The organism is Streptomyces tubercidicus (genome assembly GCF_027497495.1).
Lineage (GTDB): Bacteria > Actinomycetota > Actinomycetes > Streptomycetales > Streptomycetaceae > Streptomyces > Streptomyces tubercidicus.
The window spans coordinates 915,553-942,068 of record NZ_CP114205.1 but is presented as its reverse complement, the minus strand read 5'-3'; the positions used below and the strand labels follow the sequence as shown (position 1 = coordinate 942,068).

Below are 26,516 nucleotides of genomic sequence, written 5' to 3'. Positions count from 1 at the left end.
CCCCTTGGCGTATTGCTTGCGCTTTCTTAACACACGGAGGCCGGAGAGGCTTCGCGCCGATGCGGAGACCGGCGGGGAGACAGGCAGGAGCCCGCCGACAGCAATCCGTCGGCGGGCTCCTGCCTTCCCCTGTCGGATGGTTAGTCGGTGATCGGGATCTGCCCGTTGGCGGCGGCCCGCGCAGGGACGGACGCCTCTGCCTTCGCGGCCGTGCCGCGCTGAGTGAGGCCCTTGAGCATCTCGGTGAAGTCGACGCCCGTGGTGGAGCTGAGCAGTTCCATGCCCTGGGCGACGTTGTCGGCGACCGTACGGGACAGCTGGCCGGCGCCGTCCGTCGAGATCACGGTCATCTTGTCCACGGCGCTGAGCGGTTCGGACGCCTTGGCGACGACCTGCGGCAGCGCCTCGACCAGCATCTGGAGCATGGCCGCATCGCCGTACTGCGCGAACGCGTCGGCCTTCCTCTGCATCGCTTCGGCCTCCGCCGAGCCCTTCGCCGCGATCGCCGCCGCGTCGGCCTCGCCCTCGATCCGCACCGCCTCGGCGAGCGCCGCACGGTGCAGCTTCTCGCCCTCACCGGTCAGCCGGGCACGCTGCGCCTCCGCCTCGGCCTCCTTGACCCGGGCGATGCGCCGGGCCTCGGCCTCCTGCTCGGCCTGGTAGCGGGCGGCGTCGGCGGGCTTGCGGACCTTGGTGTCCAGTTCCCGGTCGGTCAGCGCGGCCTGCCGCTCGGCGACCTTCTCCTGCTCGGAGAGGACCTCCTGCTGACGCGCGGCCTCGGCGAGCGGACCCGCGGCATTGGCACGGGCGGCTGCGGCCTCGGTCTCGACGCGGATCTCAGCCTGCTTCAGGTTGAACGTCCGCTCGGCGATGGCGATCTCCTCGGCCGCCTTCAGCCGGGCCTGCTCCGAAGCACGCTTCGCGTTCGCCTCGGCGATGTCGGCCTCCTGGCGGGCGCGGGCGGCCTCCGGCCGGCCCAGGTCCTCCAGGTAGGAGCCCTCGGTGGTGATGTCCTGGATCTGGAACGCGTCCAGAATCAGGCCCTGCCCGGACAGGCTCGCCTCGGCCTCCTCCGCGACCTGCCCGGCGAAGGCGGCCCGGTCGCGGATGATGTCCTCAACCGACATCCGGCCGACGATGGCCCGCAGCGCGCCGGAGAGCACTTCCTGGGTGAAGCCGACGATGCCGTCCTGCTGCTGCAGGAAGCGCTGCGCCGCGGCCCGGATCGCGTCCTCGCTGCCGCCGACCTTCACGATCGCGACGCCTTCGAGGTTGGCCTTCACCCCGCGCAGCGTGACGGCACCCCTGACGGCGACCGGGATGTGCCGGCTCGACAGGTCCAGGGAGAACTTCTGCTGGACGAACGGGACGACGAAGACGCCGCCACCGACCACGACCTTCTGGCCGCTGTTGTCGATGCTGACCTGTCCGGTCTCCGGGTCGATCGACTTCTTCCCCCGCCGTCCGGTGATGATGAACGCCTCATTGGGCCCCGCGACCTTGTAGCGGGTGATGACGACGAGGGCGAGCAGGACGAGGAGTACGACGACTCCCACGACGGCGGCAATGACTGGACTCATATCGGATCCCCCCTGCCTTCCCAGGGGTCGGCAGATCGAGTGGTGGTCTGTGTTCGGTGGTCTGATGTGGGTGGTTCGGTGGCGGGTGACGGCTCCGGCCACCTGTCGAGGAGGGCGTGGGCTGAGAGGCGGTGCCGGTCAGCGCTCGACGGGCCGGACGGCCACCGAGGTGGACGAGAGCGGCGCCTCCACCCAGATCTCGGCGCCTCGGGCCACGGGGACCGCGCTTCTGGCCGCCAGCTTCACGGGATGGCCCCCGAGACGAATCAGCACTTCGCCGTAGCCGTCGGCGGGAATGGCGGTCACCACCGATCCCGCCGTGCCGATCAGGTCCTCCTGGCGCGGAGTCGCATCGGTCTGATCTCGCATCAGCACCCGGCTGAGCTTCCATGCGAGCCAGCCCGAGGCGCCTCCGGCGAACACGCCGATTCCCGCGGCGGCACCGGCACCGAGGCCGGTGCCGCCCAGCAGGATCGCGCCGCTGAAACCGAACATCGACAGGAAACCTGCGATCACCGGAAGCGACAGCAGACCGTCGAAGAGCCCATCCAGAACTCCCCCGAAGGCCCCTTCGAGGACCCCGTCAAAGACCAGCGAGAGCACGAGCAGCACGATGCCCGCTATGCCGAGGCCAAGAAACCAGGTCACCTTGGACACCCTCCCCCGTTCTCTCGAATCGCTTGAACAGGAAGGATCGTCGCACGCATGACCGGTGCGGCACATTGCCGGATTCCGGCAATCTTTACGCGCCTTTAATGCCGCCTCGCATCACGTTACCGGCTGCCGGCGCCCGGCCAGAGGATCGCCTTCAGCATCCGCGGCCAGGCCCTGGGCGCGGCCGTCACCGACCCACCGGCGCCGCCCGTCCCTATCTGAGGCTGCACCGGGGGGGTGCCCCTATGGGTTTCGTCAACCTGTGGGGGCTGGTTGGGGTTGGTAGAAGGTGCCACTCGACGCCGAGCAGCGAGCTCACGTACGCGCCTCGTCCACGCCGCCCGCCGCCTCGTCGTCCAGCCAGAATGGAGGACCGGGCTGTGGTCGTCTCCTGGCTGGGGATGTCACTCCGACGACTGCTACCAGGGCACGGGCTGGTCCTGGTAATTGAGGAACTTCAGGCCCGGTTCGCCGCCGTGGCGGTCGAGCGTGTCCGCCACGCCCGGGATGGACTGGTCGATGCTCAACGGTGCGTCCGGTCCGCCGAGTTCGGTGCGGACATGGCCGGGGCACATGAGCAGCAGCGTGTGCGAGGTGTCGGCGTACCGGGCGGCGTAACTGCGCATCAGCTGGTTCAGAGCGGACTTGCTGGCGCGGTAGACGTCCTGACCGCCGCGGGTGTTCAACGCCAGGCTGCCTTGGCGCGAGGACATGACGCCGATGGTCCCGGTCGGCGCGACCAGCGAGCGGAAGGACTCGATCAGGCGCATCGGGCTGAGCGCATTGGTGACCATGACCTCGACGAACATCTCCGTCGGGACGTCGCCGACGGGAATGTTGCCCCTCGCGACGGCGGCGTTGACGAACAGCAGGTCGAGGGTGCGCTCCGCCAGGCGTTCGCGCAGGGCATCGATCTCCTCTGGCTTCGTCATGTCCAGCGACTCGACGGTGACGCGACCACGGGATGCCTCGGCCAGGTCGTGGAGACCAGTGCGCCGATCGCCCCGGACGGTCCCGATGACGTCCCAGCCCCGGTGCGCGTACTCGGTGGCCAGGCCGAGCCCGAGGGCCCGGGACGCCCCGACGATGAGAGCGGTCCCGGCGCTCATGCCTGGACCGCCGGCTTGAGGACCTGCTCACACCACTCGCGGAAGGTCGTCGGGCTCGCGGTCTGCGGGGTGCGCCGCACCCCGTCGTCAAGCCCGTCGTCCTTGGCGCGCATCATGTCGAGGTAGCCCTGTACGAGCGCGTCCCCGACGCCGTGTTCGGCGAGTGCGGTGCGGAATTCGTCGAGCGTCCGCCGCTCGTAGCGGATCGGGCGGCCGAACACCTCGGACATGATGCGCGCCTGGTCGTTCGGCGAAAGGTCCTCGGGGCCCAGCACCGGGACCTCGCCCGTCCCCGTCCACGAGCGGTCGAGCAGCAGGCCAGCGGCGGCCGCGGCGATGTCCCGGGTGGCAGCCGTCGGCGCCTTGCGGTCGGCGGCGACGGTATCGGTGAACACACCGTTGTTGCGGATCGAAGCCACCTGCCGCAGCAGATTGTCGAAGAACGTCGGGTTGGCGAGCGACCGGTAGGCCACCCCCGTACTCGCGATGAGATCGTCCATGGCCAGCGACGCCGTCACATGCCCGGCGCGGCTGGCGACGGGGGTGCCGCGGCCGAGTGCCGAGACGCCGACGACGTGTCCGACTCCATGGGTCGTGAACGCCTTCGCGGCGGCGCGGGTAAAGCCGGAGTACATGGCGTCCAGGCTCGGTTCCTGGGTGTTTGACGGAACCAGCCAGAAGACGGCGTCCGCGCCGTCGAAGGCCCGGTCGACGACCTCGGCGTCGCCGTGCGAGCCGGTGATGACATCGACGCGGGCGCCAACCCCGTCGGGGAGTCTCCCGGGGTCACGCAAGATGACGCGCAGCTCTTCGCCGCGCGTGCGGGTCTCGTCGAGGAGGATCTCCAGGAGCCGGCCGCCGATCTGGCCGGTGGGAGTGGTGATGACGATCATGCGTCGAGTCTCGGGCCAGCCGTCCGCTGCGTCCAATACCCTTCCCGACCATTGATACCTTCAGGGCATGGATCTCGATCTGCGCAAGCTCCGCTACTTCGCCGCGGTGGCCGAGCACCGGCACTTCGGCCGGGCGGCGGAACAGCTCCACATCGCCCAGCCGGTACTCAGCCGCCAAGTCAAGTCCTTAGAGCAGGAGTTGAGGTGCGCACTGCTCGTGCGCACCACCCGCAGTGTGGAGCTGACCGCCGCCGGCAAACAGCTCTATGAGGAGGCGCAGCAGATCCTCCCGTCGATCGCCGCGGCGGTCCGGCGCGTCCACGACGTCGATCAGGGCCTCCAACGGCTCGTGGTCGCCTTCTCCCCGGGGCTGCCTGTGTCGGAAGCGATCCGGGCGTTCACGTCGCGCCACGCGGACGTCGAGATCGACGTCGTCCCGGCACGCTGGTGGGAGCAGGACCAGCCGCTACGGGACGGTCGCGCCCAAGTCGGTTACCTGCGAAGGCCGTTCGATGAGTCGGGCCTGCGCATCATTCCCATCGGCCACGACCCCAGGGTTGCCTGCATGCCCGTGGCGCACCCCCTGGCGTGTCGTCAGGAGCTCACCTCCGCAGACCTCGACGGCGAGCGGATGCTCGACGTGCCAAATCGGCGGACGTCGTCGCTTGAAGAGAAGTTCGAGCTCATCGCCTCCGGCCACGGCATTGCGCTCATCCCGCTGAGCGTCGCGCGGTCCTACTCCCGCCCCGACCTCGCCAACATCCCCGTCACAGACGCCCCGGAGATCCAGACCTGCCTGGCCGTTGCCGCGGACCGGCGCGAAAAGCTACTGCGCGACTTCCTGGAGATCGCCACCGCGACACTGCGGCACGCATGAGCGATCAGTGCGCGAGGCCACGGCCAGCGGCGGCGACGACCAGCCGCTCCCGGGCCACCGGGCCTGTCGCAGCGCCTTGAACAGGGCTGCGCCAGGCCGTTCCCGTTCACCTTTACGGGCAGGCCGCAGTAACTGGACTCCATGCTCGGACAGTTCGCGTTCGAAACCACGGCCGAAGTAGTTCTTGTCGCCGATGAGAGTCTGTCGGGGGCGCTCTCGCAGAAGCTCGCATTCGGCTGCCAGGAGTCAAGGAGGGTCTCGCGTTCGTTGGCCTTGGCCCCGGTCAGGGCGAAGGCGATGGGCAGGCCCTGAAGGGTGCAGACCAGGTGCAGGCGCAGGCCCCAGAAGAAGCGGCTGTGGCTGGCGCAGTAGCCGTATTCGGCCCAACCTGCCAGGTCGGAGCGTTTGACGGTCTCGCGGGAGCGGCCGCATTCCACCGGGGTGGAGTCCACGACCCATACGTCGTCGCTCCACACCGAGGTGGTGGTGGCCAGGATCCGGTTGACGCTTCGCATCAGACCGGCGGCCTTGCGCAGCCGCTTGTTGTAGCCGGGCTGCTGGGGCAGGTAGGGGAAGAGGTGGCGCAGGTGGGCACGGGCATGGCGGAGCCATTTGGCCTCGGAGGTGTAGCCGAGTATGGCCTGCATCGTGGCGAGGGTGACCAGTTCGGCATCGCTCAGGCGGGGCGTAATGCCGACCGGCGGGCGGGAGAATCTCTGCATCTGCGGGCCCTCGGGCACGGGCAAGAGCCACTTCACCGCGGCCCTCGGTTAGCCTCGCCGAGCAGTGAAAACACCCCGCCCACAGGGCGCAGCTGACGATCAACGACGCCTCATCGCCCCAACCGAAACAGCGAGGCAAGGGCTGTCCCGATATCTGGACGCAGGCGGTCGGTCGGTTCGTAGCTGGTCCGGCCGGGCGTGAACCCGTCCGCGTTCTTCCGGCTCCCAGTCGCCGGCGTAGGGACGGGCTGATGTCGGCCGTTGCCGCGCAGCACGACCGCGAGGTGGTTGCGGCGCCCCCGGCTTCCGGGCCGGGGCAGCCTCACCCGGCACACCTTCAGTCGTTGAACCGTGCTTGGGAGGACGTCAGTTGGAGACACCGGTCTCCAGGCGTGGTTCGCCCAGATCGTCTCGCACGTGGCGCAGTTCGCCCAGGACGATCCTGTAGGACCCGAATGGCGTCCGCCAGCTCAGAGGAGTCGGGCATGGCCCCGGAACCGCCGACGCCGCGGAACGCCTTCAGCCGGTTGAACGCCGTATCTGCAACGGCCACAACCTGCTCGCGACCCGACAGGGCAAGTCGTTCCCGCACCGCATAGACCTGGTGATTGTCCGTTGGTGACGATTGTTGCCTTCGTCTGCGGTGCCGAGCTGCGGCATGAAGGATCGCGGTGCCGGGTGGGAGCCAGCTCTGTGCAGTTCGATCTTGCGTTTTCAGTGGTGCGGGTGGCTGCTGGAGGGCTGAGGAAGATCGGAACGAACACCGGCTGGGATCCCCACAAGGACTGGGACCGGCCAGGGCGCAAAAGACACCTGCTCCGGCGTTTGTAGGACACTGGAGGTACATGGACGTGGTTGTCCCGCGACCCGCGTCCCTCAATCCGAGGCGCCGAAGCGGAAGGCCGCAACCGGTCCGTCGGCGGGCCCTCGGCTTCGCGATCATGGATGCCGCGGTCGAGGAGCGTCGCGATGCCTACCGCGAACTGACCGAGCAGGCCCAATCTCCACCGGATGGTGCGCTTGCAAGGGCCCGAAGCAGGAGAGGCGGGAGTAAAGGGAGGGTGCTGCGATGTCTGGAGCACCGGCACAGCACAAGTTCGTCCGGTATCTGCCGATCGCTGAGCACGGCTTGATCGGGAATCTGCGCACGGTGGCGCTGGTGGGCACCGACGGCACCATCGACTGGTACTGCTGTCCCTCCTTCGACTCCCCGAGTGTTTTCGCGGCGATCCTGGACGCGGACCGGGGCGGGGCATTCGAGCTGGCTGCCACAGTGCCGGCCGGCACGAAACAGTTCTACTTCCCGGATACCAATGTGCTGATCACCCGCTTCTTCGCCGAGGACGGGCTGGGGGAGATCCAGGACTTCATGCCCGTGGTGGACTCCGGCGCATTCGACCGCGACCGGCTGATCCGGCGGGTGGTGTGCGTCCGCGGAACGATCCCGTTCCGGGCTCGGGTGGCCCCCCGGTTCGGCTACGGCGCCCATCCGCACACCGTACGGATGCTGGACCGGGCCGCCCTGTTCGCCTCCGAGGAGCTGTCGCTGACGCTCGCCGCCACGGTGCCGCTGGAGTACGACGAAAAGGACGTGTGGACGGAGTTCGAACTCTCCCAGGGCGACACGACGGTCTTCGTCCTGGAGCAGGTCAGCAGCGAGGCTCCGCCGCGCCGCTGCCCGCTCGCCGAGGCCGAGCGGGAGTTCGCCGCCACGGTCGCTTTCTGGCGGGGCTGGCTGAACCAGTCCCGCTACCGCGGCCGATGGCGGGAGATGGTGCACCGCTCCGCCCTGACCCTCAAGCTGCTCACCTATGCCCCCACCGGCGCGATCGTGGCAGCCCCCACCACCAGCCTGCCCGAGCAGGTCGGCGGCGGCCGCAACTGGGACTACCGCTACGTGTGGGTGCGCGACGCCGCGTTCGCCGTCTACGCCCTGCTCAGGCTCGGCTTCACCGAGGAGGCCGAGGCGTTCATGGGCTTCCTCACCCGGTACACCGACCGGCGCGGCAACGGATCGTCCGGTCCGTTGCAGGTCATGTACGGCATCGACGGACGCACCGAGTTGCCCGAACGCGAGCTGTCCCACCTGGAGGGCTACCGGGGCTCGGCGCCCGTGCGGGTCGGCAACGGCGCGGCCACCCAGCTGCAGCTCGACATCTACGGCGCCCTGCTCGACTCCGTCTATCTGTACGACAAGTGGTGCCGGCCCATCTCCAGCGGCCACTGGCGCGCGGTGTGCGCACTGGTGGACTGGGTCTGTGAGTACTGGGACCAGCCGGACGAGGGTGTGTGGGAGACCCGTGGCGGGCGCAAGAAGTTCCTCTACTCCCACCTGATGTGCTGGGTGGCCATCGATCGGGCCATCCGCATCGCCCGGCACCGCAGCCTCCCCGCCGAGCTCGGCCGCTGGGGGCCGGTCCGGGACGCGATCTACTGGCGGATCATGGACAAGGGCTGGTCGCCCGCCCGGCAGGCGTTCGTCCAGCACGAGGACGGTGACGTGCTGGACGCCGCGGTGTTGATGATGCCGCTGACCAAGTTCGTCTCTCCCAGCGACCCCGTATGGCTGTCGACCCTCGATACCCTTGGTGACGAGCTGGTCTCCGACTCCCTGGTCTGGCGCTACGACCCCAAGGCCAGTCCGGACGGTCTGGAAGGCGAGGAGGGTACCTTCTCCATCTGTTCCTTCTGGTACGTCGAGGCCCTCACGCGCGCCGGGCGCCTGAACGAAGCCCGCCTGGCCTTCGAGAAGATGCTCACCTACGCCAACCACCTCGGCCTGTACGCGGAAGAGATCAGCCACACCGGAGAGCAACAGGGCAACTTTCCCCAGGCTTTCACCCACCTCGCCCTGATCAGCGCCGCCTTCAATCTCGACCGTGCCCTAGGGTGATCTGCCACGCTCGCGTCCCGTCCAGTAGCCGTTCAGCCCAACGAGCCCTGCGTTTGGGCAGGGAGGACGACTCATGCGCACGGATGCTGAACAGCTGACAGAGCGTACGGCCGTACTCCGCCGGCTGCCCAACAGCATTGGCCCGGGATATCGGTGGCACCCCAGCGTGCGCTCCTCAAGGGTGGTGACCGGGCGTGCAAGACGTGATCAATGGCTTCAGTGGGCTCGGCCGGCCGGGGCCGTGTTGGCTCCCCAATCGCTCGTGATCACGGTGGCCGCTTTCAAGCGGGCAGGCACTCCGGAAGCGCCCGGACCTGCACGAACCGGTCAGTGATCAAGAACTAAAGCTGCCCTGAGAGATGGTTTCCATAACAGTGCATTTGCGGTCGCCGCAAGACGGGGTGACCATTTTTTTAGGGGGATACGGCCGGGCAAAGCTTGATGCCGACGCCATCGAATGTCTACCGCGATTGAGACCGCGACACTCACCGGCAGTAAGCGTCACCGCGAAGCTACCGCCGTGGCGAAGAAGATCGAACATTCGGGTCCTCAGCCGGTGGCGTCGGCACTGGGCGGCAGATCGGAAGGAGTCTGCCCATGCGAATCGCCGTGGACCTGAATCGGTGCCAGGGATACGCACAATGCGTGTATTTGGCGCACAAGGACTTCAGATTGACCGGCCAGGAGGCGCTCACCTACGAGCCGAATCCCGATGACGAGCGGCGCCTGCAGGTTGAGCGAGCCGCTGCGGCGTGTCCGGTGCAGGCGATCGTGATCGACCGCTTGGACGGCGCGAAGGGGAGCGCGACGTCATGACCGTGCCGGCAACGGTCGCAGAGCTGGTGCGCCAGTTCAGAGCCAACGGCCGGATCGTCATCGTCGGTGCCTCCCTGGCCGGACTGCGGGCCGCCGAAGCCCTGCGTGAGGAGGGCTTCACCGGGTCTTTGACCATCATCGGGGACGAACCGTACGAGCCCTACGACCGTCCCCCGCTGTCCAAACAGGTGCTCAAAGGCTGGGTACCGGCCGACCACACCACGCTGCCCCGCCTGCGAGAAGTGAATGCGCAGTGGCGGCTCGGGGTGACCGCCACCGGGTTGGACCGGGCCGCCAAGCAGGTGCGCCTGGCCGACGGCGAGCAGATCCCGTACGACCGCTTGCTGATCGCCACGGGCACCCGGGCGCGACAGTGGCCGAACCCGGACGAGGCGGCCCTGGACGGGGTCTACACGCTGCGCTCGCGTGATGATGCCGCACAGCTGCAAAAGGCGCTGGCCGCACCGCCGTCGCGGGTCATGGTCATCGGCGCCGGGTTCATCGGCTCGGAGGTGGCCTCGGTCTGCCGGGAACTCGATCTCCCGGTGACCGTCGTCGAGCGGGGCTCGGCGCCGCTGGTCGGCGCGCTCGGCGGGGTGATCGGTGAGATCGCCGCGGAGATGCAGCGCGACCACGGCGTGGACCTGCGCTGCGGGTTGGGTGTGTCGTCACTGGAGGGTGACTCCGGCGGACACGTGCGGCGCGCTCATCTCTCGGACGGAACCATCATCGACGCCGACGTGGTGGTGGCCTCGCTGGGGTCGATCCGCAACGTGGAATGGCTGGAGGGCGCCGGGCTGGCGTCCGGTTTCTGGGGCGTCGGTTGCGACGCCGGCGGTCGCGCTTTCGACATCAACGGCGTGGTCACCGACAGCATCTACGTGGCTGGGGACGTGGCGCGCTCGCCCCACGTGCTGTACGAGTACCAGTTCCTCGCGATGGAGCACTGGGACAATGCCGTTCTCGGCGCCGAGGCCGCGGCCCACAACATGGTGAACCTCGAACCCCACTATCGCCCGCATCTGCTGCTGCCCGGCTTCTGGTCCGGCCAGTTCGGCCTCAACATCAAGTCCGTCGGCGTGCCACCTTTCGGCGACGAGATCGTCTTCACGCAAGGGTCCGTCAAAGAGCGCCACTTCGCCGCCGCCTACGGTCGCCGGGGCCGCATCGTCGCCGCCGTCACCTTCGATCACGGCAAGTGGCTGGAGTACTACGGCAAGCTGATCGAGCAATCCGGTCCGTTCCCGCCTCCACCGCCAGGCTGGGACCAGCCCCCCGACATGAAGCCGATCCCGGCCGAGTTCCCGCAACCCGGCGTCCCGACGGCGATCCCCGACGTCGTCCTGACCGGCCACGACCCGAGCGAGCGGGCGGCCGAGTTCCGCCCTCGCCGCCGTTGACGCGCCCGCCGGGTCGGGCGCGCAAGCGGACAGCACCGACAGGAGAAGGAGGGAAGCCTCGTGGTCGAGGAAACCCCCTGGCAGCAGGCCCTCCGCTACGCCAACCGCGCCAATCCGTACCCGTTCTACGAGGAACTCCGCAAGACACCGGTGGCACGGCAGCCGGACGGCACCTACGTCGTCAGCACCTACCAAGAGATCGTCGCACTGCTGCACGACCCCCGCGTCAGTTCGGATGTCAGGAAACTCCCCGCCCCGGCCCCGGCCGAGGGCCCGGCAGAGGCCGAGCCGATCACGGAGACGGTCATCGTGGAGCCGAACATCATCACCCAGGATCCACCCGAGCACGATCGAGATCGCCGGATGATGACGCCGCATTTCGTCGGCCCACCCCATTCCCCCCACCTGATCTCCGACCTGGAACCCGAGATCCGCCGCATCGTGGACGACCTCCTGGACAACATGCAGGGCAAGACCCGAATCGATGCCGTCGACGAGTTCGCCTACCCCCTGCCGGTGACCGTGATCTGCAAGATCCTGGGGGTGCCACTGGAAGACGAGCCACGCTTCCACAGCTGGATCGAGACGGCCCTGGACGCCTTGGATTTCGGCCCCGAGGCTGCCTCCGAGGAGATCCAGAGCCGACTGGCCGGGGGGCGCCAGGCCGTGAAGGAGTTCGGGGAGTTCGCAGCTGAGCTGCTCGACCGGTACGCCCAGCAGCCCGGCCCGGGCATGCTCTCGGCGATGGTGAACGAGGACGGCCCGGAGGGAAGGATGTCCAAAGGTGTGCTCGTGAGCAATGCCTTGCTCCTGATCTTCGCCGGGCATGAAACCACAGTCAATCTCATCGCCCACAGCGTGCTCACCTTGCTGCGGCACCCCGACGCGCTGGAGAAGCTGCGCCGCCGGCCCGAGCTGATCGTGCCCGGGGTCGAGGAGTTGCTGCGCTTCGAGTCGTCGGTCCAGTTCTGGCATACCCGCTCCGCCCTGGAAGACATCGACATCGCAGGCACCACCATCCCGAAGGGAGCGCCGATCTTCCTGGCATACGGCTCGGCGAACCGCGACCCGAAGCGGTTCGCCAACCCCGACGAGCTTGACCTCGAACGCCGGGACAACCAGCACCTCGGGTTCAGCCAGGGCATCCACTTCTGTTTCGGCGCTCCGCTCGCGCGGCTCGAGGTCCAGGTCGCGGTCGGCGAGTTCCTCCGACGGGTGGAAAACCCCCGGCTCGTAGAGGACCCACCGCCGTACCGCCACAACCAGATTTTCCGCGGACCGCGCCATGTTCTGGTCGACATCGACGGGATCCGCGACTGACTCGGCGTGCGTAAGGGATCGTTATGCGGGCTTTTCAACTGGTCGGATGGCAGCAATCGCCCGAGCTGCGCGAGGTGCCGGTGCCCGAGCCGGGGCCTGGGCAGGTTCTGGTGAAGGTCGGGGGTGCCGGTGCGTGCCATTCAGATCTGCACATGATGGAGGCACTCGGACCGCCACCCGGTTTCGCCACGGAACTGCCCTTCACGCTCGGCCATGAGAATGCGGGATGGGTGGAGAGGCTGGGGCCGGGTGTCACCGGGTTCGCGCCTGGAGACCCTGTGATGGTCTACGGTCCCTGGGGCTGTGGGATGTGCGCCAACTGCCGGGAGGGCCGGGAGAATTACTGCCAGAAGGTCAGTGGTCAGGGCGGGGGCCTGGGAGGCGGTCACGACGGCGGAATGGCTGAGTACCTGCTGGTCCCGGCGGCGCGATTCCTGATTCCGCTGGGCACCCTCGACCCCCGCCAGGCCGCCCCGCTCACCGACGCGGGACTGACCAGCTATCACGCCGTCAAGCGATCGCTGCACCTGCTGGGGCCGGGCTCGACCGCGGTGGTCATCGGGGTGGGCGGTCTGGGCCAGATGGCCATCCAGATGGTGCGAGCGCTCAGCGCGGCGACCACCGTCGTCGCCGTGGACACCGATGCCGGCAAGCTGGAAACCGCCAAGCGCCTGGGCGCGGACGAGGCGCTGCTCTCGGACGAGGACGCGGTCACGCGCATCAAGGACATGACGGAGCAGCAGGGCGCTCAGCTCGTGCTCGACATGGTCGGCATAGACCCGACTCTGCGCATGGCTGCTCAGGTGGCAAGGGTGCTCGGACACCTGACCATCGTCGGTCTCGGCGGCGGAGCCCTGCCCGTCAACTTCTCGAACCCGCCGCACGAGTGCTCGGTCGCCTCCCCCTACTGGGGCTCCCTTCCCGAACTCATGGAAGTGATCACCCTCGCCCAGCAGCAAAAGATCAAGATGTTTCTCGAGCACTTCCCCTTGGAACGCGCCAACGAGGCATACCAGCTCCTGCACGACGGCAAGATCCAAGGACGCGCCGTCATCACCCCCCACCCATGAGTACCGTCCTCAAGGCGACCGGGCTGGTGCCGGAAGCCGTAACTGCCGGAGGAAACGTCATGGAGGCGGTGGCCGATGCGATCGCTGGACCGGGCCGGTGGCGGACGGCACAGCCAGCAGCGGGCGTGGTAGCGGCGGCTGTTCCGGCGCCTGTGACGGTGACGTGCACCGGGCCGATGAATGCGGCCTGGCGGCGCTTGCCATGACCGAGAACACGTTCCGACCGGTGGCCGCTGCACAGCGGCCGTATCTGATCGTGAATCCCCGCTCGGGAGGAGGGAAGGCAAGCCGGTTCCGCATCGCCGAGAAGGCCCGTGCGTTGGGGGCTCAGGTTCTCCTGCTCGATCCTTCCCAGCCCCAGGACCTCACGACTGTGGCCCGACGCGCGGTGGATGACGGTGCGGATCTGCTGGGGGTGGCCGCCGGAGACGGCACGCAGGCACTTGTCGCCGGGGTGGCTGCGAAGAGCGGTCTTCCCTTCGTGGTCATTCCAGCCGGTACCCGCAACCACTTCGCGATGGACCTCGGCCTGGACCGTGACGACCCTTCGGCCGCGCTGGAGGCCCTCACGGACGGCGTCGAACTGCGCGTGGATCTCGGGCTGGCAGGCGAGCGTGTGTTCGTCAACAACGTGTCCTTCGGTGCATATGCCGCCCTGGTACAGGCCCCGGCCTATCGGGACGACAAGATCGGCACGACGGCGCGGATCCTCCCGGAATCCCTGGCCCGCCACAAGGGCCCGGAGCTGGTGGTACACGCCGGGCTGCTCACTGTTGACGGGCCTGATGCCGTGCTGGTGAGCAACAACCCCTACCGGGCCGATGACCCGGCCGGGCTTGGCAAGCGTGCGCAACTGGACTCCGGGCTCCTGGGGGTACTGGCCGCCAGGGCGGAGACGCCCGCCGAGACCGCCGCCCGGCTGCGAGATGGGCAGACGCACGGCCTCACCAACCTGGCCACCTCTGAAGAGGTCGTCGTCGATGCCGACGTCCCGTTCATCCCCGTCGGGCTGGACGGTGAAGCCGTCAACTTGCCAACTCCCGTGCGGTGCTGGATCAGTCCCGGGATGCTACGGGTACGGGTACCCCGCCATCGGCCGGGCGCCGCGCCCGCCGAACGGCCGCCGCGCTGGGGCGCCATCCGACGGGTGGCCTCGGCTGTCGGGCGAACGGTTCACGGCCGTCACGCCGGCTGACCGAAGCCGAACCGCGCAGAGCGCGGACTTCCCCGGTCACCACGTGTGCACACAGCGCGCGGCTCTGGCTGGCGCCGCGCAGCAGGTCCCAGACAGAACGGGCAATGCGGGATCAGCCACGATCGTCGCGGACGGCGGTGATCTGGGAGCCGAGCGGGCGGCGGACGCCGGAGTGCTCATTGCTCCGACGTCGCAGCGCGTTCGCTTCGCGGTCATCCCCGGCCGTGCGGCGTCGACGTCGGCCGAGGTGTCTGCCCGTCCGGGCCGGCGGCTCTTCGCTGTTCGCCGGTGGCCGGCCGATCCGGCTCCGGTGATCAGTGCTGGGGGTGCGGACGGTGCGGACGGTGGAACAGGGGGCGCCGCTTGGCGGCTGGGGCCGGAGCGAGACGGCCGACTTCGATGCGGATCATGATGGCCCGGACCACCTCGGTCAGCCCCAGGACGATCGCCATGACGCCCACCACCAGGGTGAGTGCCGCGATCGAGGCGAACGGCGAGACGATCAGCACGATGCCCGCCAGAGCGCCGATGATCCCGAAGGCCATGTGCCAGCCTCGGGCCGGCATGTCCCGGGCGGAGGCCGCCGCGGCCGTCTCCATGGTGCCGCGCAGCAGCCAGCTGAAGCCGATCCACAGGGCGAGCAGCAGAATCGACTCCATGGCGCCCCGGAAGCAGATCAACCCCAGCAGGATGGAGAGCGCGCCTATGAGGAAATGCAACACCCGAAGATGCCGGGGCACGTGCGTGCCGAAGGCGCCCGCCAGCTGGAAAACGCCGGTCGCCAGCAGATAGACGCCGAAGAGCACGCCGAGGACCCGCAGCGTTGCGCTCGGCCAGACCAGGGCGATGACGCCCAGGGCGGTGGTGGCCAGGCCCATGGTGAGCAGGATCTGCCAGCCCTTGTCCGCCAGGAAGGCCATGCCTTCGGCCAGGGGCGTGTCCTGTGGCTCGATTCTGCTCGGGGGAGCGGGGTCTGGAGACCCGGAAGGGGATGTCATGACGTCTGCCTCTTTCTGGGAGCAGCGTGATCACGTCAGTACACGTCCATCGTCACCCGATCGGCTCCCCGTCGCTCGGCGGAGACGGAGATTGCGGCAGTGATCCGCTGCGGGCAATGGTGCGGTTCGTCCGTTGGTCCCGAGCTCAGGGCTGATGTGACCGCCGGCGACAAGAACGTTCCCGGTCCGCTGGGGTCCTCGATGAGCTGTTCGGACCAGATCGTCTTCCCGTTCTGGCCACGGCGGCAACCCCAACGTGCGCCGGGTTGAGCGACGAGGGACAGGTGGCATCGCCGACACCCAGCGATGGCCGGCGCGCCCGGCGCGCCCTGTGTGAGGCGCGGGGGCGGGACGCGACCGCTGCGGCGACCACCGAGTCGATCATTTTCCGTTGAAGTAGTGGACCTCGTTGAGGCCCTGGTGTGTCGGGTGCCATCCGAGTAGCTCCTGGGTGTGGGTGCCGGACGCCTGCACGTCGAGACCGAAGAGGAGGGCGAGCCACCCGAAGACCCGTCAGCGCGCCGAACCAGGTCGGCGATGGCGACGGCCCTGTCCGCGCCCCCCTCACCGGAACACTGCCGCCCTTGCAGAAGTCCGTCTGCACATCGACGACGATCAATGCGCGGTGCACGGAGAGTCCTTCCCTTGGGTGAACCCATTGCCGGTATGGGTCGCTCCTCCTGGCGGTGGCCAGACGCAGCACTCGCCAGTCGCTCACCGCCTGGGCGCCGGAGCGGTATGTGTGCGAGAGGTCGTCGGAGTCATCCAGCAAAGAGGCTGCGATCAGCACACGGCACCGTGCGACTTCCGCGCGCCAGAAGGACAGCGCCTCGTCGACCCCATGCCCCGGCGAGAGCGCGAAGCCGTCCCCCTCCCCTCCTGGTACACCGGTGGCACGTCCTGACCACACCCGCTGGAACCAGTTGCGTTCCACCTCCGCCATTGTGTTGGAACCAGACGGGACCTCGGTGATCTCGGCGACGGTCAGGCAGTGCTCGGGCACGCTGGAGGAAGACGTGGGAGTCTCATCGCCTGTCGGTGCGCAGCAGCGGGAAGGTGCTGGTCAGCCAGGGAGAGCGACGCGTACTGACCAGCACCATGGGAAGCGATCTTGATGTGACCGGGAACGATCAACCCCGGAACACCGTGAAAGGCCAGCTCAGCGGATTCCGTCGGTTGACCGTACTCCGCAGGGCAGATGGCTCACCGAGGCCGGGGAGGTCCTTGATCTCTCGCAGTGGAGGTTGAGCGCTCTCACCGAAACTTGGTCGACAGTCTTCCTTCTCACCGAAGGCTGAGCGCGCTGTTCAGGGCTGGGGCCCGGCTGGGTGCGGTAGTCAGCGTGCGCGGAGCGAGCACGTCGCCGACTTCCGAGGCGACCGTGCCCCCGTGAGCCGAAGAACGATGGTTGACACCTGCGGGCCTTGGTGACCTGGCCGTTGTGGCATGGCAAAGCACGTTGATTGTCACCGAGCTCTGGTCAGTTGATGTCGAACTCGTTCCCTTCGGGGTCCTTCATTCCGACCGCGTAGTGGTCGATTCCTTCCTCGTACATGACAACCGTGTTGAGGGCGCCCAAGCCCATCAGGCGGTCGGCTTCGGCGTCCACTCGCCTCTTCCGCGTCTCGATCGGGTCTGTCCGGTCGCCGCTGGCGTGGATGTCGATGTGCAGCCGGCTCTTCACGGCCTTCGCGTCCGGGACCACATGGAACCAGATGGCCGGTCCACTGCCCTGCGGGTCGCTGATCCGGTCCGCGCCGCCGGTCAACGCTTCTTCGGGCAGCCCCAGGTCACGGTAGTAGTCGTCCCATGTGGCGAAACCGGATGGGGGCGGTGCGAGTTCATAGCCCAGTGCGGCGGCCCAGAAGTGGGCCTGGCGGTTGGGGTCGGCACAGTCGATCACCAGCTGGTAGCGAACGGACATCGGGATTCCTTTCTCAGCCGCACAACTCAACCCGCCATCCTGCCAGTCGCGAGACAAGAGCCGCGGCCCTGGAGAGCCGCGCACGGACGCGAAGTGACAACAAGCCTGCCCATGTGACAACCATGGCGCTTCGTGCTCATCCCGCACGGGGCAGCGCTCAACCTTCGCTGCGGGAGGTCAGTCCTCCTGCCCAGCGCCAAGGTGCTGCTACGCGCCGTAGCTCAGGCCGTGGCCCACGCCCCTGTCGTCGCAGAGCCCAGCCGGAGCATCGTCGGGTACACAACGGGCTTCATCGTCCCCCCGGGGCACGCGAATTGCGGCGCCGACATCCCGACGCCGGCGTGCAGACCTTGCACCTGGCCTGGAACGACGCGTACGCGACGCTGCTCTATCACCGGGTGGACGCAGTGGTGACCCGGCTGCCGTTCCCAACCGACCAGCTGCACCTCGGCCACTGCCTAGCCGGCAAGGAATCCGTCACCCTCGACGACATCGCCGACGGACCCCTGCCCCGGGTGCAGCGATCCGACCCGGCCTGGAGCGCCTTCTGGCGCATCGCCCCCGACCTGACGGACGCCCGGCACCCGACGGCCCCCTCATCGACGCCGTCGAGAACAAGTTCGAACTCATCGCCGCAGGCCAAGCCGTGGCCAACTCTGCCGACTCCAGTGCAGGCAGTCTCCGCCCCGACCTGACCACCGCTCCCTGTGCGGCGTCAAACCCCGCCGCCTCGTACTGGCGACCCGCGCTGGCGACCGCAACCGCCTCGTGGCGGTCTTCCGCAAATACGCCGAAGCTCACCTCACCGGTCCCGGGCCCTGTCGAACCAGCGAGCGCCCGACCGCCACGAGTCGAGGCATAGCCGGCCCGTGTCGCCGCTGGCTACTCAGGTTCGAACTGCCCAACTTCGGTTATTCAGGGGAATGTTTGCAACTTCGGGGGAGCCTGTGTTGTTGTGTGACAACTTGCATCGGGTCTCGACTCCGGACGCTGCGGAGGTCTGGACCATGTCGTGCCGCATGACCCCCGGGAGTCGGCCTGTTTCCCGGTGTAGCGCCGTCGATGCTGACTTTGTGCTGACTTGCTGACCTGGAAAAGCCCTCTGACCTGCAACGATGCCTTGCCGTGCCTCTTCGGCTTCCATTGGCACCAGGTTGGTGGCTGTGTTGTGGGTGTAGCGGGTTGGCCAGCATCTTTGCAGCTCAGAGGTGGTGCAGGTCGGATTGGTGCATGTGCATGTGTCGCCACCTGTCACCACCTCTGGCAGGACGCATGCTGACTCAATGCTGACTTTCCTGACGATACGTCAGGTGAATCTGATGGCACGTCACGATGCCCTTCGTGTGCCCTGGATTGGGGAACGGGCGGCCTCTGGCGTCGAGCGGCTCTGCAGGCTCGATTTTCGGAGTTGGCTCGCCATTTAACGTCTTTCTTGGGAATGGGCTGGCTGGCGTTCAGAGGGGCGCTGGAAGCGGGATGGCTTATCTGCAGTGCGCCTTCATGGGCTTTGTATCCGCCGCTTCCCTGCGGCCTTAGGATTGCCTCATGGCGCCGAGGATTGTCGCCTTTTTCACGGGCGACCTCATGGGCGAAGAGGCGTATGACGCTGCTACCCACGCCTTCGCTCTCAAGGGTGTGTCGTATGAGGTCGTCCTCGAGCCCGGAACCCTACGGGCGGATGCTTGAGGCTTTCGGGTACTCTCCCCTGTCCCAGACACACAGAACTCGTCACCTGGCTCATGTCCGAACACCGCCCGGGGTACGGCCACGCCATCGCCCTCGTCCCACGCCCTCGCTTGTTCCTCGGCTCCCTGCTCAGTTCCGGCGGGATGTGGCAAGCAGGCCGCTCGCGCGCTGCCTGAGGAGGCGGCGCGCGACTTCGCGGCCCACTGATCCGGTCTCGGGGGTTGGGGTGCGGTGCGGTAGGCCGCGTTCCGTGGGCGCTCCATCGCTCCGTCCACGCTTCGGCGCAGTGCGGCGGCGATCACCCACACGGGCTGGTCACCGAGACCCGGCCGGGTCGGTTTCAGCCTGGACGACGGTCGACCTCAAGCGGAATGGGTGACGCTGCTGGCTCCGCGATGGTCCTGTCGTTGGCGGCCTATCGTTCCGCCTCGACCTGCGGTACGGGCGGAGCCGGCGGTGTGTTTCCGGCAGTACTCGCCCGCTGTGGCCCCCTGCCCGTCCGGCTCCGTGGCCTCCAACCCGTCTTGCGCCGGCCCCGTGGTCGGGGGCGAGGGGCGGGGCTGGACATGTGCTGGCATCGGGCCTGATGCGGGGCCCCTCCACTGCTCCTGGCGCAACGCCTTTGCTGAGCACCGGCCACGGTGTGCGCCTCGTACGGGGCCATCCCTTACCCCCGTCGGCCTGTGAGGTGGTGGCCGTATGGGTGCCGCATGTCGAATATTCGGGAGTGAATTCAGATCGACAGATGACCGAAACTGAATCAAATGCGACCGTTGTGCGTTCAGAGGCTTTTGGTGACAGGATGCGGCCCCGGATCCTGAGGGGGGACGGCATCTCATGGGGCTAGTGGCTCCCTTTGCTGTGCGTTCCCCCGGCGTCCCAGGGTGTGTACGAGCGCAGCAAGGAGCCGTGATGACCCAGTCCAGTGAGCCGCCTGCCAACTGACGCAGACCACGGTGGCAGGAGTTGGCGAGGGCACCGTCGCCGTCTATCACACCAACGAATGGGCAGGGACAAGGCTCACCCATCACCGGAAGGGGCAGCTCGGCTGGGACGCGGCCCACGCGGCCCGGAAATGGGTACTGGACGACGTCCGCGACCGGTTCTGGAGCACCGGGGCATCCGGTCACGAAGCCCAGGCGCGGGTGGAGGACCCCAGCACGAAGATCCTCATGCTCACGCACGAGACGATCGCCGGCGAACTGGGATATCAGAAACTCCACGGCGCATTTCGGCGTAACGATTCCTATGTGAGGAAGGAGGATCACGCTATGGCCTTCTTCATGGACACGCTGGAACCGGCCCTGCTCCACCACCGAAACAAGCGCTACGGCGCGATGTTCAACGCACTCGACCCCCGTGGCCGTCCCTCCATCAACTCGCTGGCCGACAAGCAGGAATGGATGGCGTTCCTGACGAAACTGGGGGAGGCCCGCGAGACGGGCACGGTCGGCGACGTCCTCGACCTCTGTCTTGAGCAGCAGCTCTTCGACGGCCTGACGGCAAGGCCGAAGCCCGGGCGGCGGCGCGGTCGAAGGAGTACCACGAACTGCGCCAGGTGTCGTACGCGGAGCTGCTGGCGTTGCACGAGCACCTCGGCGGCGGCACGCCCTTCGCCACACAACACGGAGTCAAGGGACAGGAGTTCAACCGGGTCCTCGCCATGGTCAGCAAGGGACACTCCCGCTTCCAGATCCCCGAGATGCTGGCCAACTTCTCCCGGCGCGACGAACTGACGGACAAGGAACTGGAGGCGTTCATCAGGGCACGCAACCTCTTCTACGTGGCATGCTCACGGGCCAGAGAGCACCTGGCCATCCTCTTCACCACGAAACTTGAGCCCGCCGCACTGGACACCCTCCGGGAGTGGGTCGACGAGTCGCGGATCACGTCGCTGCGGTTCGACGGGGATACGGTGGTGGGTGGCTAATGAGAGGGGACTAGGCAGGCCGGACGGACCCCCGGGGCGACGACCCCGACAAGGCAGCATGGCAGGCGGAGTTGCGCATCGCGTAGGTGACCCGGCGGCGGCCTTGGCGATGCCGACAAGGGAGGGGAGCAGGACGGTGATGCGGACGGCGGGAGTGGTGATCGCGGCGCGGCCGGAGGTACGAGGCAGCGCGGGCCTCGCACTAGTCACCGTCGGCCGGCTGCGCCTCCTCTCGGATCAGTTGTTCCGCTGGGCCGTAGAAGCGGGGCGTGGCGCGAGGCAACCCCGGCAACTGCAGGCGCCGGTGCAAGGGCAGGCACGGGCGTTGCCGTGTTCTGTCGCCTTCTCCCGCTGCTACCGCGTAGCGTCGAGAGCCGGCGCACCTGCGGACCGGCGTGTCGGTTCAGGCGTCGAGGAGCCGGGCCGTCAGGCCGTCGAGGACCCGGTCGAGCCCGTACGAGAAGTCGCCGTCGCGGATCTGCTGCGGGTGCACGTCCTGCTGGGCGGAGTTGCCCTCGCGCAGCCGCGGGTGTTGCCGTGTGGCCTCGTTGAAGGCCGGGCGCAGACCGATGGCATGGTCGTCCGGCTCGTCGGCCGGGGCCCCCTTTTGCGGGCCCCGGCCGCGTGCTGGTGGGCGCGCACGATAGTGGAGTCCACCGAGACCGTCCAGCTCAGGTCCTCGTCGGCGTCGGCCTGGGCCACGAGCGCGGTGAACACGCGCTCCCAGGTGCCATCGACGGCCCACATACGAAGCCGGTTGTAGACACCCCGCCAGTTACCGTACTTCTCAGGCAGGTGAACCCACTGCGATCCGGTCTGGAACTTCCAGACGATCGCGTCGATCACCTCGCGGTGGTCCCGCCACCGACCACCCCGCTTTGGCGCCCGGTCTGGGAGCAACGGCTCGATCCGTGCCCACTGCACGTCAGTCAACGGCACAACTAGACCAACGATCAGATGGTCTGAAGGAAGCGGGCCTAACATCCTCGCCATGGGCACCGTGATCACGACTGTCAGTCTGGCCTTCGTCGGATACCGGGCGACGTACCTCAATGGGCTGCGGCTCGCGCAGCGGCAGGCCCGGCTCGCCCGAGTGAGCCAGCAGTTGAGCGACTTCTACGGCCCGCTCTTCGCGCTCATGGAAGCCAACAGCCGTGCCTATGAGGCGTTCTGCGAGCAGTATGCCCGCCCCGACGGGATCTGTTCTCATGCCCCGGCTGGGCCGTAATCATCTGGACGGCGCGCCCCTGCGGAACACCCGGCCCCGGTTCCGGGAAGTGCCGTCAGCCCGCTCGGACAAATCCCATATTGATCGAGTACATGAACTGGTCGACGCCCACGCACTCCCAGCCGACGGCTTCGACGGATCGTACGACCAGGTCGATCTCCTTGCGGATCTTCTTCATGGGGTTGTGGACCCGGGCCAGGCCCCGGGGGTCGATGTCGATGGACGCTTCGAAGGAGTAGTCCCCTTGCGCGTGGGCGCTCCTGGCGTCCGAGACGAGCTTCTGCATCCGGATCGCGTGCAGTATTCCCATGTGTGCCTCCCGCTCTGGGCTTCCGTGGGCCCGATGGCGTTCTCCATGCCCTGTGAGCCCGTGTATTTGATGGTGGAGTTCCCTCTTTGGGCGGTAATGCGGGGAGCCGGTCGCCGGCCTCTACGGCTCGATTGACGGGCTACCGGTAACGGGTGCCGTGGCCGGGAACGTGGCCACGGCTGTGGGGGCCGGCAGGTCGGCGGGTGCGGTCGGGAGCGGGTGGTCCGGGGACGGCAGCCGGTCCGTCGGCGGGCGGTCCGGTCGTGGTGGGTGGTGTGGCGGCGGTGTCTCGGGGGCGTGGGAGCGGGGGTGGGACGGCTGCACGGTCTTTGCCGGGTGCGAGCCGGTTCCGGTTCCGGTTCCGTTCGCCGGGGGGCCGAGGAGATTGCCCGTCACCTCCACCGCGGCGCCGCAGGCGAGCAGCGCCACGGCCAGCGCGGTCAGTCCGGTGGCGGCGCGCCGTCGCCGGGACGTCGTGGGACGCGGGTCGATGTCCGTCATCAGTCCACGTATTCCTGGGTGACCTCGACGTACTGGAAGCCCTTGACGTCGGTGGCGATCTGCATCTGACCGGTCTTCGACGAGGCGATCAGGGTGTTGAGCAGACCGGTGATCGCGGCGCTCAGTGCCGACTCGGTGTCCGAACCGTCGGCGATGAACAGCGCCTTGGTCGCCACCTGTTCCAGCACATTGCGCATCGCGCCGCCGAAGCCGTAGGCGATCACGTGCGGGTGGCGCGGCCAGTCCTTGTCCACGAGCTTGCGGAAGGAGTCCTGCCAGTGGGCGTCGGTCGGACTGCCGTCGGTCAGGAAGAAGATCGTCGGCCGTAGCACATCGAGGTGCTGTGTCCTCAGGTTGCTGACGTCCTGTTCGATGCACTCCCGCACCCGGTCGAAGGTCTTGCCGTAGTCCGTGCGCCCGCCGCAGATCACCTCGGGCATGGCCGGTACCTGCTCCATGTCCGACATCGGGATCACCACGTGCACATCGGTGGAGAAGGCGACCACACAGACCCGGGCGAACTCCGAGACGCGGGGATTTGTCGCCAGGTTGTAGTGGAGACGGGAGAGGGTTGCGTTGAGGACAGCCTCGTGCGGCTTCATGGACGAGGACGCGTCGATCACCACGTAGGTGGGCAGGCAGAGCGACATGGTGCACCTCTGAGCTAGTGGTTGGAGGCGATGATGATCAGCAGGACCACGGCTGTGATGAGTACGAAGATCCAGCCGGCCGTCAGCTTGGAATCGGGCTGTTCGGGGGTCTTGGGCTCGGCTTCCTTCGCGGGCTCATGGGTGCCGGCGGGAGACTGCGCGAGCGGCTTCACAGGCTGCGGGGGCAGCGGAGGCAGTGCGGTGCGTACCGGACGTGGTGTGGCCCTGAGGTAGGGGCCGCTGTTCAGTGCCTGGTGCAGCTGAGCGGCCGAGGGCCGTCGCTCGCGGTCGGCCGCGAGCAGCATGTCGAGCAGCACTTCGGAGACGGCGGGCTGGCTCTGCCAGGGGGACGCGGCGACGGTGTGGTAGGTGTGCGCGTCCCGCCGGCCCGTCATGCATTTGGCAACGAGCAGTCCGAGCCGGTAGCGGTCGGTGTACCCGTCCGCGTCGGTGCCTGGCCGGGTGAGCGGGTCGGCCCAGTTCGGCTGGTGGATGTCGGGCATCTTCTGGGGCTGGCAGCCGTCGACGTCGATGAGGTAGACCGAGCGCTGCTCCGGGCTCCAGAAGGCGTTGGAGAACGACCAGTCCGAGTAGACCAGGTCCAGGCGCTCCAAGATCGCGGCGAGCGCCGTCAGCTGGCGGCAGGCGGCCAGCCTGCCCGCGAGGCCGGGCGGCGGCAGTCCGACGCCCCGGATCGACTCGTCGGACTTGGCCAGCCAGTCGATCTCCACGAAGCGGCGCTCGCTGAACCCGCCGCGCCGCAGCTCGGAGCGGTACTGCTCGGGCGCCATCGGGATCACGCAGCCGACGGCCGGGTTGCCGGGACCCTGAATCCGGGCCGCGGGCCAGCACGTAGCGGCGTACAGGAGCGCACGGTCCGCCTCCGGCAGCGTGCCCGGAGCCGAGATCAGCAGGTCGAGCCGGTGGGCGTCCTCGGGGTGCTGGTCCGGCCGGTAGAGCTTTGCCAGCCAGCCCGGATGGTCCGTCAGCGGCTGCACGGCGACAGCCTGGCCGTTGTGTTCGGAGATCGGCTCGGCCAGTGGTCCGAGATCGCTGACGCTCACGGTCCGGGGCAGCGTCCAACCGCGCGGATCGGCCACCGGGCCGCCGCCGGCACGGTCATCGGTGCCGTCGGTGAGAGGGGATTGCGTCATGCTCGGCCACCGTTCCAGATCACGACCGCGGTGCGGTCGTCAAGGCACTGCGGTGCGTCGAAGCCGACATCGGCGGTGAACCGGGTGGCCGGTACCGGCGAGCGCCAGGCGTTCGCGAAGTACTCGTTGACGTTGCCCGCCGGGTCCGCCCATGCGTCGCCGATCCCGTCCGTGACCAGGGCGAGGGCGGCGCCGGGCGCCAGCGTGAGATAGCGCTCCCTGGCCAGTTGCGGAGTGTCCGGCAGCCGCCCGGCGACCTCGTTCGAGACCACCGCGGCCGTACGGTCCTTGGCCTCGCCGGCGGAGAACCGCCACAGCGGGACTTGTGGGTCGAGCGTCCAGGCCGAACTGTCGCCGAGCCATGCGATCCATACCTGGGCAACGCCGTTTGCGTCCGGCTCGGCGAGCACTGCGGTGATCAGCACGGTGGCCATGTGCGAGGTGGCGATACCACGGCCGGACGCGTGGCCGGCGATCGATTCCGCGATCCGTCCGTACAGCTCCTTGGTGTCGAGCCCGTCGAAGCCCACCGCCCCGATCTGCTCGCGCAGCAGGGTGACGGCCTGGCTGGAGGCCGTGATGGCCCCGGCGTCCGACCAGGCTGCGCTGGACAGTCCGTCGGCCACGGCCACGATCGAGTACCGGCTGTCCGGGCTCCGCCCGATCCGGTAGGAGTCCTGGCGCGGCTCGGCGGGTTCTCCGCAGCGGTGGCCGGGCCCGATGACGGAGGCCGCGCGGAGGGTGAAAGCACCGACCGTGGCCTCGTCGGCGGCGATCCCGTTCTGCACCGTGCGCTCCGGCAGCACCCAGGGGTAGCCCTGGGCACGGGCGCCGTCGCCGAAGCGGGGGACGCTCAGGTCGGTCGGCCGCTCACGCAGGAGCGGCCGGGGCCTGGTGGGCGGGGACTGCGGCGTCGCCGGTGCGGTGACGTAGCGGCAGACCGGGACCGCAGCGGGCGGCCGGGGTTCCGGCGCGAGCCGATCCGGCTGCCGGGCCGGCGCCGCGGCGGGCTCGGACGCCAGCACGGCAGCCGCGCCGACGACACCCACGGCCGTGAGGGCGAGCATGTCCACCAGCGGGCCGTACCGCTGATGCGGTGTGCTGACCTCGGCGAAGGCCCCGATGACGACGGCCAGGAACAGTACCGCCCGCAGCGGTCCGTGTGTGGCGCCGTCCCGCGGGCTCACCTCCCGGCTCACGGACGTTCACCGCCATCACGGGCTTTCGGCGCCGAGGTGAAGTGCTGATTTCCGTGCTGCACCGCGAATACCTCACCTGAATGGGTGGCGGAATTGACCTGGATCGCAATTTCCGGCTTTTCCGGGGCCGGCAGCGAGGCCAGCGCCATGACGTCCTGGGCGAGATGCGGGTTCCGTTCGAGCAGCTGGGACAGCGCCTCGGTCCAGTAGCCCACGGCGTCGACCGCTCCCCTCGTGGCGGTCGAGTGCCGGTTCAAGGCGGCGGACAGCTCGTTGCTGCGGCTGCTGCGGGCCCGTGCGAGGACACCGCTCATCAGTCTCTTCGCCTGCTGCCACAGATCGGTGCCCATGGCCGAGACCAGAGCGGCGGCGCCGCTCGCGGCCAGCTCGGCGAGTTCCTCGTTCAT

23 protein-coding genes and 4 pseudogenes are annotated in these 26,516 nt (G+C 68.3%); 11 read left to right on the top strand and 16 right to left on the bottom strand.

The features are described 5' to 3' along the window. Positions 1–140: 140 nt before the first annotated feature. The 4 genes from STRTU_RS04000 to STRTU_RS03985 form a co-directional block, all read right to left on the bottom strand. A complete protein-coding gene (locus tag STRTU_RS04000) occupies positions 141–1,580 on the bottom strand; it encodes a flotillin family protein (protein ID WP_159742262.1) in 1,440 nt (479 codons plus the stop codon). 138 nt (positions 1,581–1,718) lie between these two features. Next, positions 1,719–2,228, bottom strand: a complete 510-nt coding sequence (locus STRTU_RS03995) for a hypothetical protein (RefSeq protein WP_159746673.1) — start codon at positions 2,226–2,228, stop codon at positions 1,719–1,721. 425 nt (positions 2,229–2,653) lie between these two features. Beyond that, positions 2,654–3,343: an SDR family oxidoreductase gene (locus tag STRTU_RS03990; RefSeq protein ID WP_159742261.1), complete on the bottom strand. Its 690-nt coding sequence runs from the start codon at positions 3,341–3,343 to the stop codon at positions 2,654–2,656. Next, positions 3,340–4,236 (bottom strand): NAD(P)H-binding protein, encoded by an 897-nt coding sequence (locus STRTU_RS03985; protein ID WP_159742260.1) that lies wholly within the window; start codon positions 4,234–4,236, stop codon positions 3,340–3,342. The genes STRTU_RS03990 and STRTU_RS03985 overlap by 4 nt, the downstream gene beginning before the upstream one ends. A 67-nt stretch (positions 4,237–4,303) precedes the next feature. On the opposite strand from STRTU_RS03985, the gene STRTU_RS03980 reads away from it, so the two are divergent. Further along, positions 4,304–5,113, top strand: coding sequence for a LysR family transcriptional regulator (locus STRTU_RS03980; protein ID WP_159742259.1), 810 nt, complete (start codon positions 4,304–4,306; stop codon positions 5,111–5,113). Between the two features lie 63 nt (positions 5,114–5,176). Here the strand turns inward: STRTU_RS03980 and STRTU_RS03975 are convergent. Further along, positions 5,177–5,835, bottom strand: a pseudogene (locus STRTU_RS03975) (IS982 family transposase); the annotation flags it as partial. Between the two features lie 1,069 nt (positions 5,836–6,904). Between STRTU_RS03975 and STRTU_RS03970 the strand changes: the two are divergent. The 6 genes from STRTU_RS03970 to STRTU_RS03945 all read left to right on the top strand — a co-directional run bounded on the left by STRTU_RS03970 (position 6,905) and on the right by STRTU_RS03945 (position 14,529). Beyond that, on the top strand, positions 6,905–8,728 hold the full coding sequence (locus STRTU_RS03970) for a glycoside hydrolase family 15 protein (protein ID WP_159742258.1): 1,824 nt from the start codon (positions 6,905–6,907) through the stop codon (positions 8,726–8,728). A gap of 597 nt (positions 8,729–9,325) precedes the next feature. Further along, entirely contained in the window at positions 9,326–9,544 is a 219-nt protein-coding gene (locus STRTU_RS03965) for a ferredoxin (RefSeq protein WP_159742257.1), read from the top strand. Then, positions 9,541–10,944, top strand: a complete 1,404-nt coding sequence (locus STRTU_RS03960) for an NAD(P)/FAD-dependent oxidoreductase (RefSeq protein ID WP_159746672.1) — start codon at positions 9,541–9,543, stop codon at positions 10,942–10,944. Before STRTU_RS03965 ends, STRTU_RS03960 begins: the two co-directional genes overlap by 4 nt. 60 nt (positions 10,945–11,004) lie before the next feature. Continuing rightward, positions 11,005–12,264, top strand: a complete 1,260-nt coding sequence (locus STRTU_RS03955; RefSeq protein ID WP_159742256.1) for a cytochrome P450 — start codon at positions 11,005–11,007, stop codon at positions 12,262–12,264. A gap of 23 nt (positions 12,265–12,287) precedes the next feature. Further along, positions 12,288–13,334, top strand: coding sequence for an NAD(P)-dependent alcohol dehydrogenase (locus STRTU_RS03950; protein ID WP_159742255.1), 1,047 nt, complete (start codon positions 12,288–12,290; stop codon positions 13,332–13,334). Between the two features lie 202 nt (positions 13,335–13,536). Next, a complete protein-coding gene (locus STRTU_RS03945) occupies positions 13,537–14,529 on the top strand; it encodes a diacylglycerol/lipid kinase family protein (protein WP_159742254.1) in 993 nt (330 codons plus the stop codon). A gap of 314 nt (positions 14,530–14,843) precedes the next feature. On the opposite strand, the gene STRTU_RS03940 is transcribed toward STRTU_RS03945, so the two are convergent. The 4 genes and pseudogenes from STRTU_RS03940 to STRTU_RS03925 all read right to left on the bottom strand — a co-directional run bounded on the left by STRTU_RS03940 (position 14,844) and on the right by STRTU_RS03925 (position 17,451). Then, positions 14,844–15,527: an HdeD family acid-resistance protein gene (locus tag STRTU_RS03940; protein ID WP_159742253.1), complete on the bottom strand. Its 684-nt coding sequence runs from the start codon at positions 15,525–15,527 to the stop codon at positions 14,844–14,846. Positions 15,528–16,051: 524 nt separating this feature from the next. After that, positions 16,052–16,158, bottom strand: a pseudogene (locus STRTU_RS03935) (nicotinamidase); the annotation flags it as partial. A gap of 171 nt (positions 16,159–16,329) precedes the next feature. Further along, a pseudogene (locus STRTU_RS03930) lies at positions 16,330–16,470 on the bottom strand (hypothetical protein); the annotation flags it as partial. Between the two features lie 537 nt (positions 16,471–17,007). Continuing rightward, on the bottom strand, positions 17,008–17,451 hold the full coding sequence (locus STRTU_RS03925) for a VOC family protein (RefSeq protein WP_159742252.1): 444 nt from the start codon (positions 17,449–17,451) through the stop codon (positions 17,008–17,010). A 341-nt stretch (positions 17,452–17,792) separates the two neighbouring features. Here STRTU_RS03925 and STRTU_RS36095 point away from each other — a divergent pair, with 341 nt between their 5' ends. The 3 genes from STRTU_RS36095 (at position 17,793) to STRTU_RS03915 (ending at position 21,067) form a co-directional block, all read left to right on the top strand. Beyond that, complete coding sequence (locus STRTU_RS36095) at positions 17,793–18,146, top strand: hypothetical protein (protein ID WP_159742251.1); 354 nt, start codon at positions 17,793–17,795, stop codon at positions 18,144–18,146. Between the two features lie 987 nt (positions 18,147–19,133). Next, positions 19,134–19,313 (top strand): DUF4287 domain-containing protein, encoded by a 180-nt coding sequence (locus tag STRTU_RS36090; protein ID WP_371873553.1) that lies wholly within the window; start codon positions 19,134–19,136, stop codon positions 19,311–19,313. 1,382 nt (positions 19,314–20,695) lie between these two features. Beyond that, on the top strand, positions 20,696–21,067 hold the full coding sequence (locus tag STRTU_RS03915) for a hypothetical protein (protein WP_159742250.1): 372 nt from the start codon (positions 20,696–20,698) through the stop codon (positions 21,065–21,067). A gap of 600 nt (positions 21,068–21,667) precedes the next feature. Here STRTU_RS03915 and STRTU_RS36085 read toward each other — a convergent pair. Continuing rightward, a pseudogene (locus STRTU_RS36085) lies at positions 21,668–22,051 on the bottom strand (IS5 family transposase); the annotation flags it as partial. A 7-nt stretch (positions 22,052–22,058) separates the two neighbouring features. Between STRTU_RS36085 and STRTU_RS03910 the strand changes: the two are divergent. Next, entirely contained in the window at positions 22,059–22,295 is a 237-nt protein-coding gene (locus STRTU_RS03910) for a hypothetical protein (RefSeq protein WP_371873552.1), read from the top strand. A 55-nt stretch (positions 22,296–22,350) separates the two neighbouring features. Here the strand turns inward: STRTU_RS03910 and STRTU_RS03905 are convergent, their stop codons facing one another. The 6 genes from STRTU_RS03905 to STRTU_RS03880 form a co-directional block, all read right to left on the bottom strand. Continuing rightward, positions 22,351–22,605, bottom strand: coding sequence for a hypothetical protein (locus STRTU_RS03905; RefSeq protein ID WP_159742249.1), 255 nt, complete (start codon positions 22,603–22,605; stop codon positions 22,351–22,353). 120 nt (positions 22,606–22,725) lie between these two features. Next, the gene (locus STRTU_RS03900; protein WP_159742248.1) at positions 22,726–23,106 is read right to left on the bottom strand and encodes a hypothetical protein; all 381 of its coding nucleotides are present in this window, start codon (positions 23,104–23,106) and stop codon (positions 22,726–22,728) included. After that, complete coding sequence (locus tag STRTU_RS03895; RefSeq protein ID WP_159742247.1) at positions 23,106–23,756, bottom strand: vWA domain-containing protein; 651 nt, start codon at positions 23,754–23,756, stop codon at positions 23,106–23,108. Before STRTU_RS03895 ends, STRTU_RS03900 begins: the two co-directional genes overlap by 1 nt. 14 nt (positions 23,757–23,770) lie before the next feature. Then, positions 23,771–24,910, bottom strand: a complete 1,140-nt coding sequence (locus STRTU_RS03890) for a hypothetical protein (protein WP_159742246.1) — start codon at positions 24,908–24,910, stop codon at positions 23,771–23,773. After that, positions 24,907–26,109, bottom strand: a complete 1,203-nt coding sequence (locus STRTU_RS03885; RefSeq protein WP_159742245.1) for a protein phosphatase 2C domain-containing protein — start codon at positions 26,107–26,109, stop codon at positions 24,907–24,909. The genes STRTU_RS03890 and STRTU_RS03885 overlap by 4 nt, the downstream gene beginning before the upstream one ends. Then, a complete protein-coding gene (locus tag STRTU_RS03880; protein WP_159742244.1) occupies positions 26,106–26,516 on the bottom strand; it encodes a hypothetical protein in 411 nt (136 codons plus the stop codon). Before STRTU_RS03880 ends, STRTU_RS03885 begins: the two co-directional genes overlap by 4 nt.